13 protein-coding genes are annotated in these 13,157 nt (G+C 64.1%); 10 read left to right on the top strand and 3 right to left on the bottom strand.

All coding sequences use genetic code 11. From position 1 onward, the window contains the following. The first annotated feature begins 179 nt into the window (after positions 1-179). The 6 genes from ABB26_RS05975 to ABB26_RS19285 all read left to right on the top strand — a co-directional run bounded on the left by ABB26_RS05975 (position 180) and on the right by ABB26_RS19285 (position 4,737). Positions 180-1,151 (top strand): SPFH domain-containing protein, encoded by a 972-nt coding sequence (locus ABB26_RS05975; protein ID WP_057632768.1) that lies wholly within the window; start codon positions 180-182, stop codon positions 1,149-1,151. 3 nt (positions 1,152-1,154) lie between these two features. Beyond that, complete coding sequence (locus ABB26_RS05980; RefSeq protein WP_057632769.1) at positions 1,155-1,586, top strand: NfeD family protein; 432 nt, start codon at positions 1,155-1,157, stop codon at positions 1,584-1,586. Positions 1,587-1,674: 88 nt separating this feature from the next. Further along, on the top strand, positions 1,675-2,781 hold the full coding sequence (gene gcvT, locus ABB26_RS05985) for a glycine cleavage system aminomethyltransferase GcvT (protein ID WP_057632770.1): 1,107 nt from the start codon (positions 1,675-1,677) through the stop codon (positions 2,779-2,781). Between the two features lie 89 nt (positions 2,782-2,870). After that, entirely contained in the window at positions 2,871-3,266 is a 396-nt protein-coding gene (gene gcvH, locus ABB26_RS05990) for a glycine cleavage system protein GcvH (protein ID WP_057632771.1), read from the top strand. Positions 3,267-3,342: 76 nt separating this feature from the next. After that, complete coding sequence (locus ABB26_RS18915; RefSeq protein ID WP_152982570.1) at positions 3,343-3,558, top strand: hypothetical protein; 216 nt, start codon at positions 3,343-3,345, stop codon at positions 3,556-3,558. Between the two features lie 516 nt (positions 3,559-4,074). Beyond that, the gene (locus ABB26_RS19285) at positions 4,075-4,737 is read left to right on the top strand and encodes a hypothetical protein (protein WP_245626145.1); all 663 of its coding nucleotides are present in this window, start codon (positions 4,075-4,077) and stop codon (positions 4,735-4,737) included. Positions 4,738-5,071: 334 nt separating this feature from the next. Here the strand turns inward: ABB26_RS19285 and ABB26_RS06000 are convergent, their stop codons facing one another. Next, the gene (locus ABB26_RS06000) at positions 5,072-6,481 is read right to left on the bottom strand and encodes a serine hydrolase domain-containing protein (protein WP_057632773.1); all 1,410 of its coding nucleotides are present in this window, start codon (positions 6,479-6,481) and stop codon (positions 5,072-5,074) included. Between the two features lie 79 nt (positions 6,482-6,560). Here ABB26_RS06000 and ABB26_RS06005 point away from each other — a divergent pair, with 79 nt between their 5' ends. Further along, positions 6,561-7,166, top strand: a complete 606-nt coding sequence (locus tag ABB26_RS06005; protein WP_057632774.1) for a LemA family protein — start codon at positions 6,561-6,563, stop codon at positions 7,164-7,166. A gap of 75 nt (positions 7,167-7,241) precedes the next feature. Then, entirely contained in the window at positions 7,242-9,176 is a 1,935-nt protein-coding gene (locus ABB26_RS06010; protein ID WP_057632775.1) for a M48 family metallopeptidase, read from the top strand. Positions 9,177-9,229: 53 nt separating this feature from the next. Here ABB26_RS06010 and ABB26_RS06015 read toward each other — a convergent pair whose 3' ends face one another. Beyond that, the gene (locus ABB26_RS06015) at positions 9,230-10,831 is read right to left on the bottom strand and encodes a GMC family oxidoreductase (RefSeq protein ID WP_057632776.1); all 1,602 of its coding nucleotides are present in this window, start codon (positions 10,829-10,831) and stop codon (positions 9,230-9,232) included. Between the two features lie 164 nt (positions 10,832-10,995). Here ABB26_RS06015 and ABB26_RS06020 point away from each other — a divergent pair, with 164 nt between their 5' ends. Together ABB26_RS06020 and ABB26_RS06025 are read left to right on the top strand one after the other, a co-directional pair. Further along, complete coding sequence (locus ABB26_RS06020) at positions 10,996-12,324, top strand: NTP/NDP exchange transporter (protein ID WP_057632777.1); 1,329 nt, start codon at positions 10,996-10,998, stop codon at positions 12,322-12,324. A gap of 50 nt (positions 12,325-12,374) precedes the next feature. Next, positions 12,375-12,722 (top strand): DUF1304 domain-containing protein, encoded by a 348-nt coding sequence (locus tag ABB26_RS06025; protein ID WP_057632778.1) that lies wholly within the window; start codon positions 12,375-12,377, stop codon positions 12,720-12,722. A gap of 29 nt (positions 12,723-12,751) precedes the next feature. On the opposite strand, the gene ABB26_RS06030 is transcribed toward ABB26_RS06025, so the two are convergent. After that, positions 12,752-13,156, bottom strand: coding sequence for a hypothetical protein (locus ABB26_RS06030; protein ID WP_057632779.1), 405 nt, complete (start codon positions 13,154-13,156; stop codon positions 12,752-12,754). Between the last annotated feature and the right edge of the window lies 1 nt (position 13,157).

Genomic DNA, 13,157 nt, shown 5'->3' on the forward strand with positions numbered 1-13,157 from the left:
GTACCCGCCTGCAGGTCGCACGGTGCAGGATGCTCCGGGCATGGCCGTTCGCCGGGTGTGCCAATCGGTTGCGGCTTGTCCTTGATGAATACCAGCCGCTTCGCAATGGGCAGTGAGGCGAATCGCCGCATCCGGCGGATGGCTATACTCGGGCCAACATCACCGGGTGGAGCGGGCATATGAGCGGCGGCGCAGGTGTTCTGGCATTGGTCGTGGTTGTGGCGGGCATCATCATCCTGTTCAAGACGGTACGGATGGTGCCGCAGGGGTATGAGTGGACCGTGGAGCGCTTCGGCAAGTACACGCACACGATGACCCCCGGCCTGCACTTCCTGATTCCGGTCGTGTACGGCGTGGGCCGCAAGATCAACATGATGGAACAGGTGCTGGACGTCCCCAGCCAGGACGTCATCACCAAGGACAACGCGGTGGTGCGGGTGGACGGCGTGGTGTTCTTCCAGGTGCTGGACGCGGCCAAGGCCGCCTATGAGGTTGCCCATCTGGAAGTGGCGATGATCGCGCTGGTGCAGACCAACATCCGCACCGTGATCGGCTCGATGGACCTGGATGCATCGCTGAGCCAGCGCGAAACCATCAACGCGCAGCTGCTCAACGTGGTCGACCAGGCGACCAACCCGTGGGGCGTCAAGGTCACCCGCATCGAGATCCGCGACATCCAGCCGCCGCGTGACCTGGTCGATTCCATGGCGCGGCAGATGAAGGCCGAGCGCGAGAAGCGCGCACAGATCCTGGAGGCCGAAGGTCTGCGTCAGGCTGCGATCCTGCGTGCGGAGGGTGAAAAGCAGGCCGTGGTACTGGACGCCGAAGGCCGCAAGGAAGCCGCGTTCCGCGACGCCGAAGCGCGTGAGCGCCAGGCCGAAGCCGAGGCCAAAGCCACGACGCTGGTTTCCCAGGCCATCGCACAGGGCGACGTACAGGCGATCAATTACTTCATCGCACAGAAGTATGTGGAAGCCTTCGGCAAGCTGGCCACCTCGCCCAACCAGAAGCTGGTGCTGATGCCGATGGAAGCCACCGGCGTGATCAGTTCCATTGCCGGTGTCGCCGAGTTGGCCAAGGAGGCATTCGCCAAGCAGGAAGAGCGCAGACCCGCCGCGTCGCGCGGCAACCCGCCGCCTCTGGAGCGCTGAGTCATGCGCTGGGAAGTCGTGATCTGGGCCGCATTGGCGGTCACTCTGTTCGCCGCCGAGGCATTGGCCCCTGGCGCATTCATGCTGTGGATGGGCTTTGCGGCTGCGGCGGTGTTCCTGACCGTGTGGGCATTTGAAGGCATGACGGTGCTGCTGCAGGTCATCCTGTTCGTGGTGCTGAGTTTTGTTTCCATCCAGATTTACCGCACCTGGTTCCGCAAGCGCGGGCGTCAAAGCGAGCAGCCGCTGCTCAACCGCCGCGCCGAGCAGCTGGTGGGCCGCGTGGTGGTGCTTGAACAGGCCATCGCCGATGGCATCGGGCGTGCGAAAATCGATGATGCCTTCTGGGTGGTTGCCGGCCCGGATCTGCCCAGCGGCATCCGCGTGCGGGTGGTCGCGGTGGATGGCATGACCTTGAAAGTCCAGCAGGTCTGACCGGTCTGCGGCACCCCCATGTGGCGGTGCCGCAGGTTTTACCGGTAACCATCTGGGATAATGGCGCACCCTTTTTAGTGGAACGGCCATGACCCTGAAAACCCTGCTCAACGAAACCCACCGCTCGCTCGGCGCCAAGATGGTCGACTTCGGCGGTTGGGACATGCCGATCCACTACGGTTCGCAGATCGATGAGCATCACCTGGTGCGCAACGCCGCAGGCATGTTCGACGTCAGCCACATGACCGTGGTCGACCTGAAGGGCGCGCGTACCCGCGAGTTCCTGCGCCACCTGCTGGCCAACTCCATCGACAAGGTCAAGGTCACCGGCAAGGCGCTGTACTCCTGCATGCTCAATGCGCAGGGTGGGGTGATCGACGACCTGATCGTGTACTTCCTGGCCGAGGACTTCTTCCGCATGGTGGTCAACGCCTCCACCCGCGAGAAGGACCTGGCGTGGATCCGCCAGCACGCCGCAGCGTTCGACGTTGAGGTTGTCGAACGCGAAGACCTGGCCATCATCGCCGTGCAGGGGCCGCAGGCCCGCGCGCTGGTCGCCGGCCTGGTCGCCGAATCCGACCGCGCCGCGCTGGACAAGCTGAGCCGCTTCGCCGCACTGGATGTCACCTCCGCCGACGGCGTGTCGCTGTTTGTCGCGCGTACCGGCTACACCGGTGAGGATGGCTATGAAGTGCTGCTGCCGCAGGATGCGGTTGTCGCTTTCTGGAACGCATTGCTGGCTGCAGGCGTGAAGCCGGCCGGCCTGGGCGCACGCGACACGCTGCGCCTGGAGGCCGGCATGAATCTTTACGGCCAGGATATGGACGAAGCCGTCAGCCCTTACGAAGCCGCACTGTCCTGGACGGTGACGCTCGACGAAGGGCGCGACTTCATCGGTCGCCCGGTGCTGGAAGCGCAGAAGGCCGGCGGCAACGCCCGCCAGATGATCGGCGTGGTGATGGACGACAAGGGCGTGCTGCGCCACGGCCAGAAGGTGCTCACCGCCAATGGCGAAGGTGAAATCCTGTCGGGTACTTTCTCGCCGACGTTGGGCAAGGCCATCGCCTTCGCACGCGTGCCGGCGGGCGAGGTGAGCGACGTGCGCGTGGACATCCGTGGCAAGGAAGTGCCGGTGCGTGTGGTGAAGTTCCCGTTCGTGCGTGACGGCCAGGCACAGGCCGGCATCAACCTCTGATTTTTCCAGGACCGGGTACAGGTGCGACCTGCGCCCGGTTCGTTAAACTAGTGTTCCATCCCGACCACCGCTTTTTTCGGAGCAGTTCCATGAGCGAGATCCCTGGCGACCTCAAATTCCTCAAGTCCCACGAGTGGGCCCGTGCCGAAGGCAACGGCCGCGTCACCGTTGGTATTTCCGACCATGCCCAAGGCTTGCTGGGCGACCTGGTCTACGTCGAGCTGCCGGGTGTCGGTGACACCGTGCAGGCCGGCAACGGCGCTGCCGTGGTCGAGTCGGTGAAGGCAGCTTCGGACGTCTACAGCCCGGTGTCCGGCACCGTGGTCGAAGTCAATGAAGCGGTGACCGACAAGCCGGAAACCATCAACGAAGATGCTTACGGCGAAGGCTGGCTGTTCGTCGTCGAACTGTCCGACCCGGCGCAGTTGAACGACCTGCTGGGTCCGGACGACTACGCGCAGATGCTGGAAGACGACGAACACTGAGTTCCTCGTTTGCCAGAAGACGGCCGCCTTTGGGCGGCCGTTTTTTTTTGCCCGCGTCCGGGCTTCCGGTGCGGGGTTGGATGCAGTGCAGGCGTCGGCGATGGCGGCGATGGCGGCGATGGTGATCGCATCGCACCTGTCCGGCACGCGTCGGATGTCATCGCTATGTGATGAAAGTTGGTGGGTGGCGCGCGTGCGATGCACCGTGGAAATCGAGCATGAGCTGACGCATCGGGCGACAGAAGGTCACGTCATCGTCGGTTGGGGGTGCAAAAAATTCTGCGCAAAATGATCGTTGCACACCGCAATGCATGACCGGCGGATGAAATATTTTCGAGGTGTTGCATGCACCACTTTCGGCGCGTCGGCGGTGTGGCAAGACATCCTGCAGCGACGTGCGGCAACACGCGCCGCATCTGGCGCAATGAAAGAAAAGTGCATATTCCTCGACGTTTTTTTGCATTCGTGTTTTTGTAGGGCGCTACGACACGACACAGAAGGCTGTCTGCAGCCGGGCGTTGCCCGGCGGACGGGGGGAGGCGGGGTGGTGTCGGTTGAAAAAAAAATGTGGGGAGACTGTTGACAGTAAAAAAAACCGTGATTAGGTTTCGCCCAGCAGACCTTTCCTGCGGAAGCGAGTGAGCCGGATCAACATTCAGACGCGAAGCACAACTTGGACGTCCGCCAGGATCTCTTTAATGGTGGAGCAGGACTCGCTTCCTTCCGCGAAACACCCCCCCGAATCAGACATGGCACCCGCAGCGGGAACCGATGCGGGTGTTTCTGTATCCGTCACGACGCGCCAGACGTGTCGTCGGTCCTCCGCGGTCCGCCGCGGATTTGCTTCAACTGGGCATTTCAATTCCATAGATCACTGACGAGGAACCATCCCATGGCTACGAAAAAAGCTGCTAAAAAGCCGGCCGCCAAAAAGGCGGTAAAGAAAGTCGCCAAGAAAGCTGCCGTGAAGAAGGTTGCCAAGAAGGCAACCGCCAAGAAGGCAGTGAAGAAGGTCGCCAAGAAGGCCACCGCCAAGAAGGCAGTCAAGAAGACTGCAAAGAAGGCAGTGAAGAAGACCGTAAAGAAGGCTGCTGCCAAGAAGACCGTCAAGAAGGCTGCGGCCAAGAAGACTGTCAAGAAGGCCGCCAAGAAGACTGCTAAAAAGGCAGTGAAGAAGACTGTCAAGAAGGCTGCTGCCAAGAAGGCCGCCAAGAAAGTAGCCAAGAAGACCGTCAAGAAGGCTGCTGCCAAGAAGACCGTCAAGAAGGCTGCCAAGAAAGTAGCCAAGAAGGCCGCTGCCAAGAAGACCGTCAAAAAGGCTGCTGCCAAGAAGACCGTCAAGAAGGCCGTAAAGAAGGTTGCCGCCAAGAAGCCGGCTGCCAAGAAGGTTGCTGCGAAGAAGAAGCCGGTCGCCCGCAAGAAGAAGGCCGCTCCGGTCGCGCTGCCGGCAACCCCGGCGCCGCTGATCTGATCCAGCTCTACTAGCAACACCTGAAACTCCTTCCCCGACTGCCCAGCGGGGAGGGAGTTTTTTTATGGGCGAATGCCGCTGCCGAGCCGGCATTGTCGTGTCACCTGGGCGAGATCATCCTGGCATCCGGTACTTGTAGGCGCAGGTCCCAGTGGGGGAAGCCTCAATGCGCCAGGACATTGCTCCGCCAGGTTTTGGAGGCGGGGGTGGATTAGGCATGACAGCGTTGTCGGCTACATGGCGGCGTAGCCACGCTGCCGAAAGATCCATCGGGCGGGTACAAAAAAGGGCGGCCAATGGCCGCCCTTTGTCTGTGCTGTCGGGAAGGCGCCACTCAGCGCGGCGAGGCCACGGCGCGGTCGGAGGAGGCGCCCTTCTTGCCGCCGCGTGCCGGTGCGGCTTCCTCGGCCATCAGGTTGTCACTGCCGAAGTCGGTGTCCACATCCAGCCAGCGCTGGGTAGGCAGGCCGATGGCACGGTCAAGAATGGTCGGCATCAAGCCGGAGGGCAGGCTGCTCTCGCCGTTCCACATCACCGCGATGCCGAGGTCGCGCTCGGGCAGCAGTGCCACCAGTCCGCGATAACCCTGCACCGCGCCGGCATGGAACACCACCGGATGACCGGAGTAGTCAAACACGCGCCAGCCCAATGCATAGCCGGCCGAATCGAGGCGCTGGTGACGCCAACCCGAGCGCATCTCGCCCGGCGTGCTGACCAGTGGTGCATGCAGCGTGGCCAGCAGTGGTGCCGGCAGTACGTCGGGGCGGTGGCCGGTGTGGGCGAGCAGCCACTGCGCCATGTCACTGGCGCTGGCGTTGACGCCGGCGGCGGGTGCAACACGGTAGTAGGTGGGCTTGGGTGTCAGCGATACCCAGCCGTTGCGGCTGCGCACATGCGGACGTGCCCAGCGCGAGCTGGCCTGGATGCCGGCCAGGCCGAGGCTGGCGTCGTTCATGCCCAGCGGCTTGAGCAGGCGCTTCTCGACGGCCTGCTCATAGAAGTTGCCGGACGCGGCAAACACCACGTCGCCAATCAGGCTGAAGGCAACGTTCTGATAGGCGTAGCAATCGCCGGGCTCGCATTTGAGCGGCGCGTTGGCCAGCTTCTGGGTAAGCGTGTAGTAATCGGTGTTGGCTTCGACGTCGCGATCATAGGCGTTGTACGACAGGCCGACGCGGTGGCTGAGCACATCGGCGACGGTCAGTCGGCTGGTGGCTTCCGGCGTGGCCAGATGGAAGCCGGGCACATAGTCGGTGACCTTGCTGTCCCAGCGCAGCGTGCCGTCGTTGACCAGCAAGCCTGCCATGGTGCCGGCGAAGGCCTTGGACAAGGAGGCAAGACGGAACACGGTATGCGCATCCACCGGCTGTGGATTGCTGATGTCGGTCACGCCGTAACCGCGTGCCGACAGGACGCGGCCGTTCTGCACGATGGCCATCGCCATGCCAGGCACGCGATTGCCATAGGTCAGCTGTTCGGCCAACGCTTCGATGGCGGCGACATTGAATTCGGCGGGCAGCGGCTGCACCTGCTCGGGTCGCAGCGCGGTGCGATAGGGCATCGGTTGCGTCGGCGACTGCGCCGGCGCGTTTTCCAGGTTCACCGGCAAGGCGGCCGGTGCAGTGGTGGGCAGGCTTACCTGGGTAGGTGTCTGCGCGGTCGATGACAATGCGAAGGGCATCAATACCCCCAGCAACCCCGATGCAACCGGGCGGATATGCCGGCGCCTGCTGTTGTCTTTCATCGTGATCGGTGCCTGTAAGCTACTGCTGGCATGGATTCTAGCGCTGCTTTTTACGATTGCACAAACGGGGAGAGGATGAATGGGCATCACTTTGATATTTCTTGTTTTTCTTGTGGTCGTTATCGCAGTTATCGCCGTGGGGATCGGCATCTATAACGGGCTGGTGCGCTCCCGCAATACTTACAAGAATGCGTTTGCCCAGATTGACGTGCAGTTGCAGCGCCGTTTTGACCTGATCCCCAACCTGGTGGAAACCGCCAAGGCGTATATGGGCCATGAGCGGCAGACGCTGGAGGCGGTGATCGCCGCACGCACTGCCGCGCAGTCAGGTTTGGCAGCGGCCAAGGCCGATCCCGGCGATGCGGCGGCAATGGCGCAGTTGGCGGCTTCTCAGGGCCAGTTGAACAGCATGCTGGGGCGGCTGATGGCGGTGGCCGAAGCCTATCCGGACCTCAAGGCCAACCAGAACATGATGCAGCTGAGCGAAGAACTGGCCAGTACCGAGAACCGCGTGGCGTTCGCACGACAGGCCTACAACGATGCGGTGATGGGCTACAACAACCGCCGCGAGACATTCCCGGCCAATGTGTTTGCCGGAATGTTCAATTTCAGCACCGCCGCGCTGCTCGATATTCCGCTTGAGAAACGTGAGCAGGTGCGCGAGGCCCCGCAGGTCCAGTTTTGAGTCATCACTGGATGAACGCAGCAGCCAGGCGCAACGCGTGGCTGCGAAGCGGGTAGGGAGCCGCAGGGGGAAGGGATGAATTTCTTTGAACACCAGGCGCAGGCGCGGCGGAATTCGACGCGCTTGTTGCTGTTGTTTGCGATGGCGGTTGTGGCGATCGTCGCTGCGATTGATGCGATGTTGTGGGCCACCGGCGCCAGTCCGCAGGCGATGGTGGGGTGGAGCGTGCTTACGCTGGCGGTGATTGGATTCTCCTCGCTGTACCGCATCTCCAGTCTGCGCGGCGGTGGCGAAGTGGTGGCGGTGCAGATGGGGGGTACCGAAGTGCCGGCCAGCAGTACCGACCCCGCGCTGCGGCGGCTGCGCAATGTGGTGGAGGAAATCGCCATCGCCTCCGGCGTGCCGATGCCACGCCTGTATGTGCTGGAGCAGGAGCGGGGTATCAATGCATTTGCGGCGGGGTACTCGCCGGCCGATGCCGCCATCGCGGTGACGCGCGGCACACTGGAGCGGCTCAACCGCGACGAGCTGCAGGGCGTGATCGCCCATGAGTTCAGCCACATCCTCAACGGCGACATGCGTTTGAACATCCGCCTGATGGGAGTGTTGTTCGGCATCTTGATGATCAGCGTGATCGGCCGGCGCGTGCTGCTGCATATGGGCGCCGGGTCGCGCGGGCGCGGTGGGCGCACATTGGGGCCGCTGGTAGCGTTGCTGCTGGTCGGCGTGGTCGCGATCGCCATCGGCAGCATTGGCGTGTTCTTCGGTCGCCTGATCAAGGCGGCGGTGTCGCGCCAGCGCGAGATACTGGCCGATGCGTCGGCGGTGCAGTTCACCCGGCAGACGCAGGGCTTGGCCGGCGCGCTGAAGAAGATCGGTGGTCTGCCGGATGGCTCTCACCTGGGCAATCGCGCCGATGCCGAGGAAGTCAGTCACATGCTGTTCGGCGAAGGCCTGGGCTTCTCGCGATGGTTCGCCACGCATCCACCGTTGCTTGAACGCATCCAGCGGCTGCAACCCTCATTCCGTGCGGCTCAGCTACAGACGCTGCGCGGCAATTGGCTGGCCGCACCCCCCGATGGTCTGGCCGAAGATCGCGCGCTGGGGCTGACCGCGCACTACGCACCCAGCGTGGATGCGTTGCTGCCACCCGCGTTGCCGGCAGGGACGACGTTCCGGGTGCGGGTGGATCCCGCGCTCGTCGCCGCGCAGGTGGCCACGCCGGCCGACGATGATTTCCACCAGGCGGTGCGCCTTGCCGGCAACCTGCCGGCCGCGCTGCGCGAGCTCGCACGTGATCGTGAGGCCGCGCCTGCGTTGTTGCTGGCGCTGTTGCTCGATGCTGATGCACAGGTGGCGGCGCGCCAGCGCGGGGCCGTCCAGGCGCAGCTGGGGGCGTTGCAGGCGCAACGCATGCAGGCGCTGGCAGCTGGCCCATTGTGCGAGCTGCACGCGGCGCTGCGGCTGCCGGTAGCGGTATTGGCGTTCCCGACATTGCGCAGCTTGCCGCGTCCGCAGCTGCATGCTTTCGTGCAGTGCATCGATGCACTCACGCATGCCGATGGCCGCATTTCGTTGTTCGAGTACTGTCTGTCGCGTTTGTTGCAGGTGCAGGTGCAGGCGGCCTTGGAGCCGTCGAAGCATCTGCACTTCGGTCGCCGCAAGGTGGTTGGCGTGCGACAGGAGTTCGCCACGCTGCTGGCGGTGGTGGCGCGGGCGGGTAACCCGGGTGACGAAGCCGGTGCACGTCGTGCCTACCTGGCCGGACTGCAGCGCATCCTGCCGCAGGATCACCTGCCATACGCGCCGCCACCCGATGGGGTGCTGGCACTGGATGCGGTATGGGAACCGCTGGATGCACTGGACCCGCTGGCCAAGCAGTTGTTGGTCGAATCGGTGACGGCCACCGTCAGCCACAACCAGCGCGTGAACGTTGCCGAGGCCGAACTGCTGCGCACCATCTGCGCGGCCCTGCATTGCCCGTTGCCGGCGTTGCTGCAGGTGGCGTGAGCGTGCCAGGGGCGCGGTGCCGAGCCACGCGCTGAGCGGCGCATGGTTGCGCTCTACGCTCCGGAAGGGTTGTTGTCGAGAATCAGGCTGGCGGCGCGCTCGGCGATCATGATCGTCGGCGCGTTGGTGTTGCCACTGACCAGGGTCGGCATCACCGAAGCGTCGATCACGCGCAGGCCATCGATACCACGTACCCGCAGCTGCGGGTCGACCACGGCATAGTCATCACTGCCCATGCGGCAGGTGCCGATCGGGTGGTAGATGGTTTCAGCCTTGGCGCGGATGAAGGCTTCCAGACCCGCGTCGTCCAGGTCATCGCGTTCGGGGAGCAGCGGTGCCTTGCGCCACGGAGCGAATGCCGGCTGCTGCAGGATGTCGCGGCTCAGGCGCGCGGCCTCGATCATCATCTTCAGATCGAAACCTTCGGCATCACCGAGGTAGTTGGCATGGATGCGTGCCGGTGCTCGTGGGTCGTTGCTGGCCAGCGCGATGTGGCCGCGGCTGTGGGGATGCAGATAACAGGCGTGCAGGGTGTAACCGTCGCCGGGCAGGCGATGGCGGCCGTGGTTGTCGAGCATCGCCGGGACGAAATGGAACTGGATGTCGGCGCGTTCGTCCGGGGCGAAGCGCGAGCGGATGAAGCCGCCGGCCTCGGCCACGTTGCTGGTGCCGGCGCCGCGATGACCGCGCAGGAAGTAGTCGAAGCCGATCTTCAGCTCGCTGGCGCGGTCGTAGCTGACGCCGGGCACGGTGCGGTACAGCGTGCAGATGTCGAGGTGGTCCTGCAGGTTGGCGCCGACGCCGGGTTGGTCGAGCTGCACGTCGATGCCATGGCTGCGCAGGTGGTCGGCCGGGCCGATGCCGGACAGCATCAACAGCTGCGGCGAGTTGATCGCTCCGGCGCTGAGCAGCACTTCGCGCGTGGCATGCAGTTGCTGGCGTTGGCCACCCGCTCGCAGCACTACGCCGCTGGCGCGGCCGTTGTCGATCTGTACCCGTTCAACCTGCGCACCGGTGAGCACCTGCAGGTTGCGGCGCTGGCGCACAGGCGCCAGGTAGGCGGCGGCCGACGAGCAGCGCGCGCCGTCCTTCTGGGTGACCTGGTACAGGCCGACCCCTTCATGCTGCCGACCGTTGAAGTCGGTATTGAGCGCGTATCCAGCCTGTTGACCGGCTTCGATGAAGACACGGCTGAGCGCATTGATATGACGCAGGTCCGAGACCTGCAGTGGGCCGTCGGCACCGTGCAGCGCGTCGGCACCACGCGCATTGCCTTCGCTGTGGCGGAACCATGGCAGCACGCTGTTCCAATCCCAGCCGCTGGCGCCGGCCTGTGCCCAGCGATCGTAGTCGTCGGGCACACCGCGCACGTAGCACATGGCATTGATCGAACTGGAGCCGCCCAGCACCTTGCCGCGCGGCCACCACAGGCGGCGGTTGTTCAAGGCCGGCTCCGGCTCGGTGTCGTAGCTCCAGTTGACCCGGCGGTTGTTGACCAGCCGGGCGATGCCGGCAGGCATATGGATGAAGGGGTGCCAGTCGCGCGGGCCGGCTTCGATCAGCAGTACCCGCAGCTGCGGGTCGGCGCTGAGCCGGTTTGCCAGCACACAGCCGGCCGAGCCGGCGCCCACGATGATGTAGTCGAATTCCTTCACGACGTCTCCCTTCCGATGTATCGCAGGATAGAAGGGCCTGTTGTTGTCTGGCATCCCCGCCGCACTGGCGATGTTGCGGTGCATTAGATAACTTACGCGCTTCGCAGCCCCCCGGAGTTCCCGATGTCGCCGTCCTGTCGCTACCCGCACGCCCGGGGTGCTGCATGAGCGTGTCTGGCCGCCCCGGTCCGGTGCTGCGGCTGATCCAGGCGCTACGTGAGTCGCCGGCGCTGTTGTGGTCGTTCCTGTACTTCTTCTGCCTGCTCAGCGGCTACTACGTGCTGCGCCCGGTGCGCGAGGCCATGGCCGCTTCGGCGGACCTGCAGACGATCTTCCCGACCGCGCTGATCGCCTGGTTCGACAGCCACGGTTTGCCGTTGAAGGACTTCACCCTGCAGTTCCTGTTCACCTGCGTGTTCCTGATCATGCTGGTGATGCAGCCGCTGTACGGCTGGGTGGTCAGCCGCTTTCCGCGCCGGGTGTTCCTGCCGGTGGTGTACGGCTTCTTCATCGTCACGCTGCTGGGCTTCTACGCGATGTTCGACAGCGGGGTGCCGGGGCGGGGCATGGCGTTCTTCTTCTGGATCAGCGTTTACAACCTGTTCGCGGTGGCGGTGTTCTGGAGCTTCATGGCCGACGTGTTCTCCAATGCACAGGCCCGCGCGTATTACGGTTACATCGGTGCCGCCGGCACGGTCGGGGCGTTCCTCGGCCCGATCATCACCAGCTCGCTGGTGCAGCGGGTGGGCATCGCCAACCTGATGCTGGTCTCGGTCGGGTTCCTGATCAGCTGCGTGTTCTGCGTCTGGCAGCTGCGCAAGTGGGCGGTGCTGCGCGAGCGCGAGCAGCAACTGGTGGATGGCGAACAGCCGATGGGCGGCAGCGTGCTCGATGGCCTGAAGCTGATCGTGCGTGAGCCGCTGCTGCGCTGGCTGGCGCTGATGGTGCTGTTCGGCGTGGGCATCGGCACGACGCTGTACAACGAGCAGGCCTCCATCGTGCGACGGATGATCACCGATCCGGCCGCCAGCACCGCGTTCTATTCGCGTATCGACCTGGCGGTGAATGCGTTGACCCTGGTGATCCAGCTGGGCGTGACCCGCTGGCTGTTGTCGCGATTCGGCATCGCCCCGGCACTGCTGATTCCGGGCTTTGCCATCATCATCGGTTTCTCGGCGCTGGCCGCTTCACCGCTGCCGCTGATGGTGGCGATGGTGCAGGTGCTGACCCGCGCCAGTGAGTTCTCGCTGGGCAAGCCGGCGCGCGAGACCATCTACACGCGCGTGGACCGGCAATGGCGTTACAAGGCCGGTGCGGCCATCGACACGGTGGTCTATCGCGGTGCCGACCTGACCTTCGCCTGGGTCCACAAGGGCCTGTCGTTGTTTGGTTCGCACGTGGTGTTCGCGGGTGGCACGCTGGTGGCGATATGCATGACGCTGTCGGCACTGGGCGTGCTGCGTGAGGAAAAGAAACTGCCCCGCGACCGCTGAGTGCAGCGGCGCGTTACCTTGTCCTCGATGACCTGAAGGAAACAACGCCCATGTCCCTGCTCGCGCTGCTGCTGACCGTACTGGTCGCAATCCTGCACGTGTACTTCCTGGTGCTGGAGATGTTCCTGTGGACGCGCCCGCTGGGGCTGAAGACGTTCCGCAACACGCCGCAGAAAGCTGAGGCGACCCGCGTGCTGGCCGCCAACCAGGGCTTGTACAACGGCTTCCTCGCCGCCGGCATCATCGCCGGACTGGCGCTTGGGCAACCGGTGCTGGTGACGTTTTCGCTGGTCTGTGTGGTGGCGGCCGGTACCTACGGCGCGTGGAGCGTGAGCCTGCGCATTTTCTATGTTCAGGCTGTGCCGGCGATCCTTGCGCTGGTGTTGCGGGCGCTCTGAAGTCAGCGCGCGCCGACAAGCACCGCAGTTCAGCGGCTGATGGCGCGCATGAAGCCCAGCCACATCGGCACGGCATGCAGCGCCGCGCCCAGCACGAACAGGCCCGTCAGTAGATGCACGCGCCAGTCATTGATGCGCAGGAACACGAACTGTTCAATCATGCGGCCCACCCAGAACAACGCCATGAAGCACAGCAGCACCAGCCCCAGGCGCGTGTCGACCAGGTCCGAGGTAAAGGTCAGTGCGATCACCCCCATTCCCAGAAACACGTAGATCACGCGCAGATTGAGGATCTGCATGATCGCGCGGTTGGCTGCGCCGAGTTGGTCAAGCTCGCGCTTCCATCCAAACAAGCGCCAGAACGCCAGATGGAACATGGCAAAACCCAGGCTGTGAACGCCTGCCAGGCGCACCAGCAGTTCAGCGGTAGTCATG

It is taken from the genome of Stenotrophomonas humi, from assembly GCF_001431415.1.
Lineage (GTDB): Bacteria > Pseudomonadota > Gammaproteobacteria > Xanthomonadales > Xanthomonadaceae > Stenotrophomonas > Stenotrophomonas humi.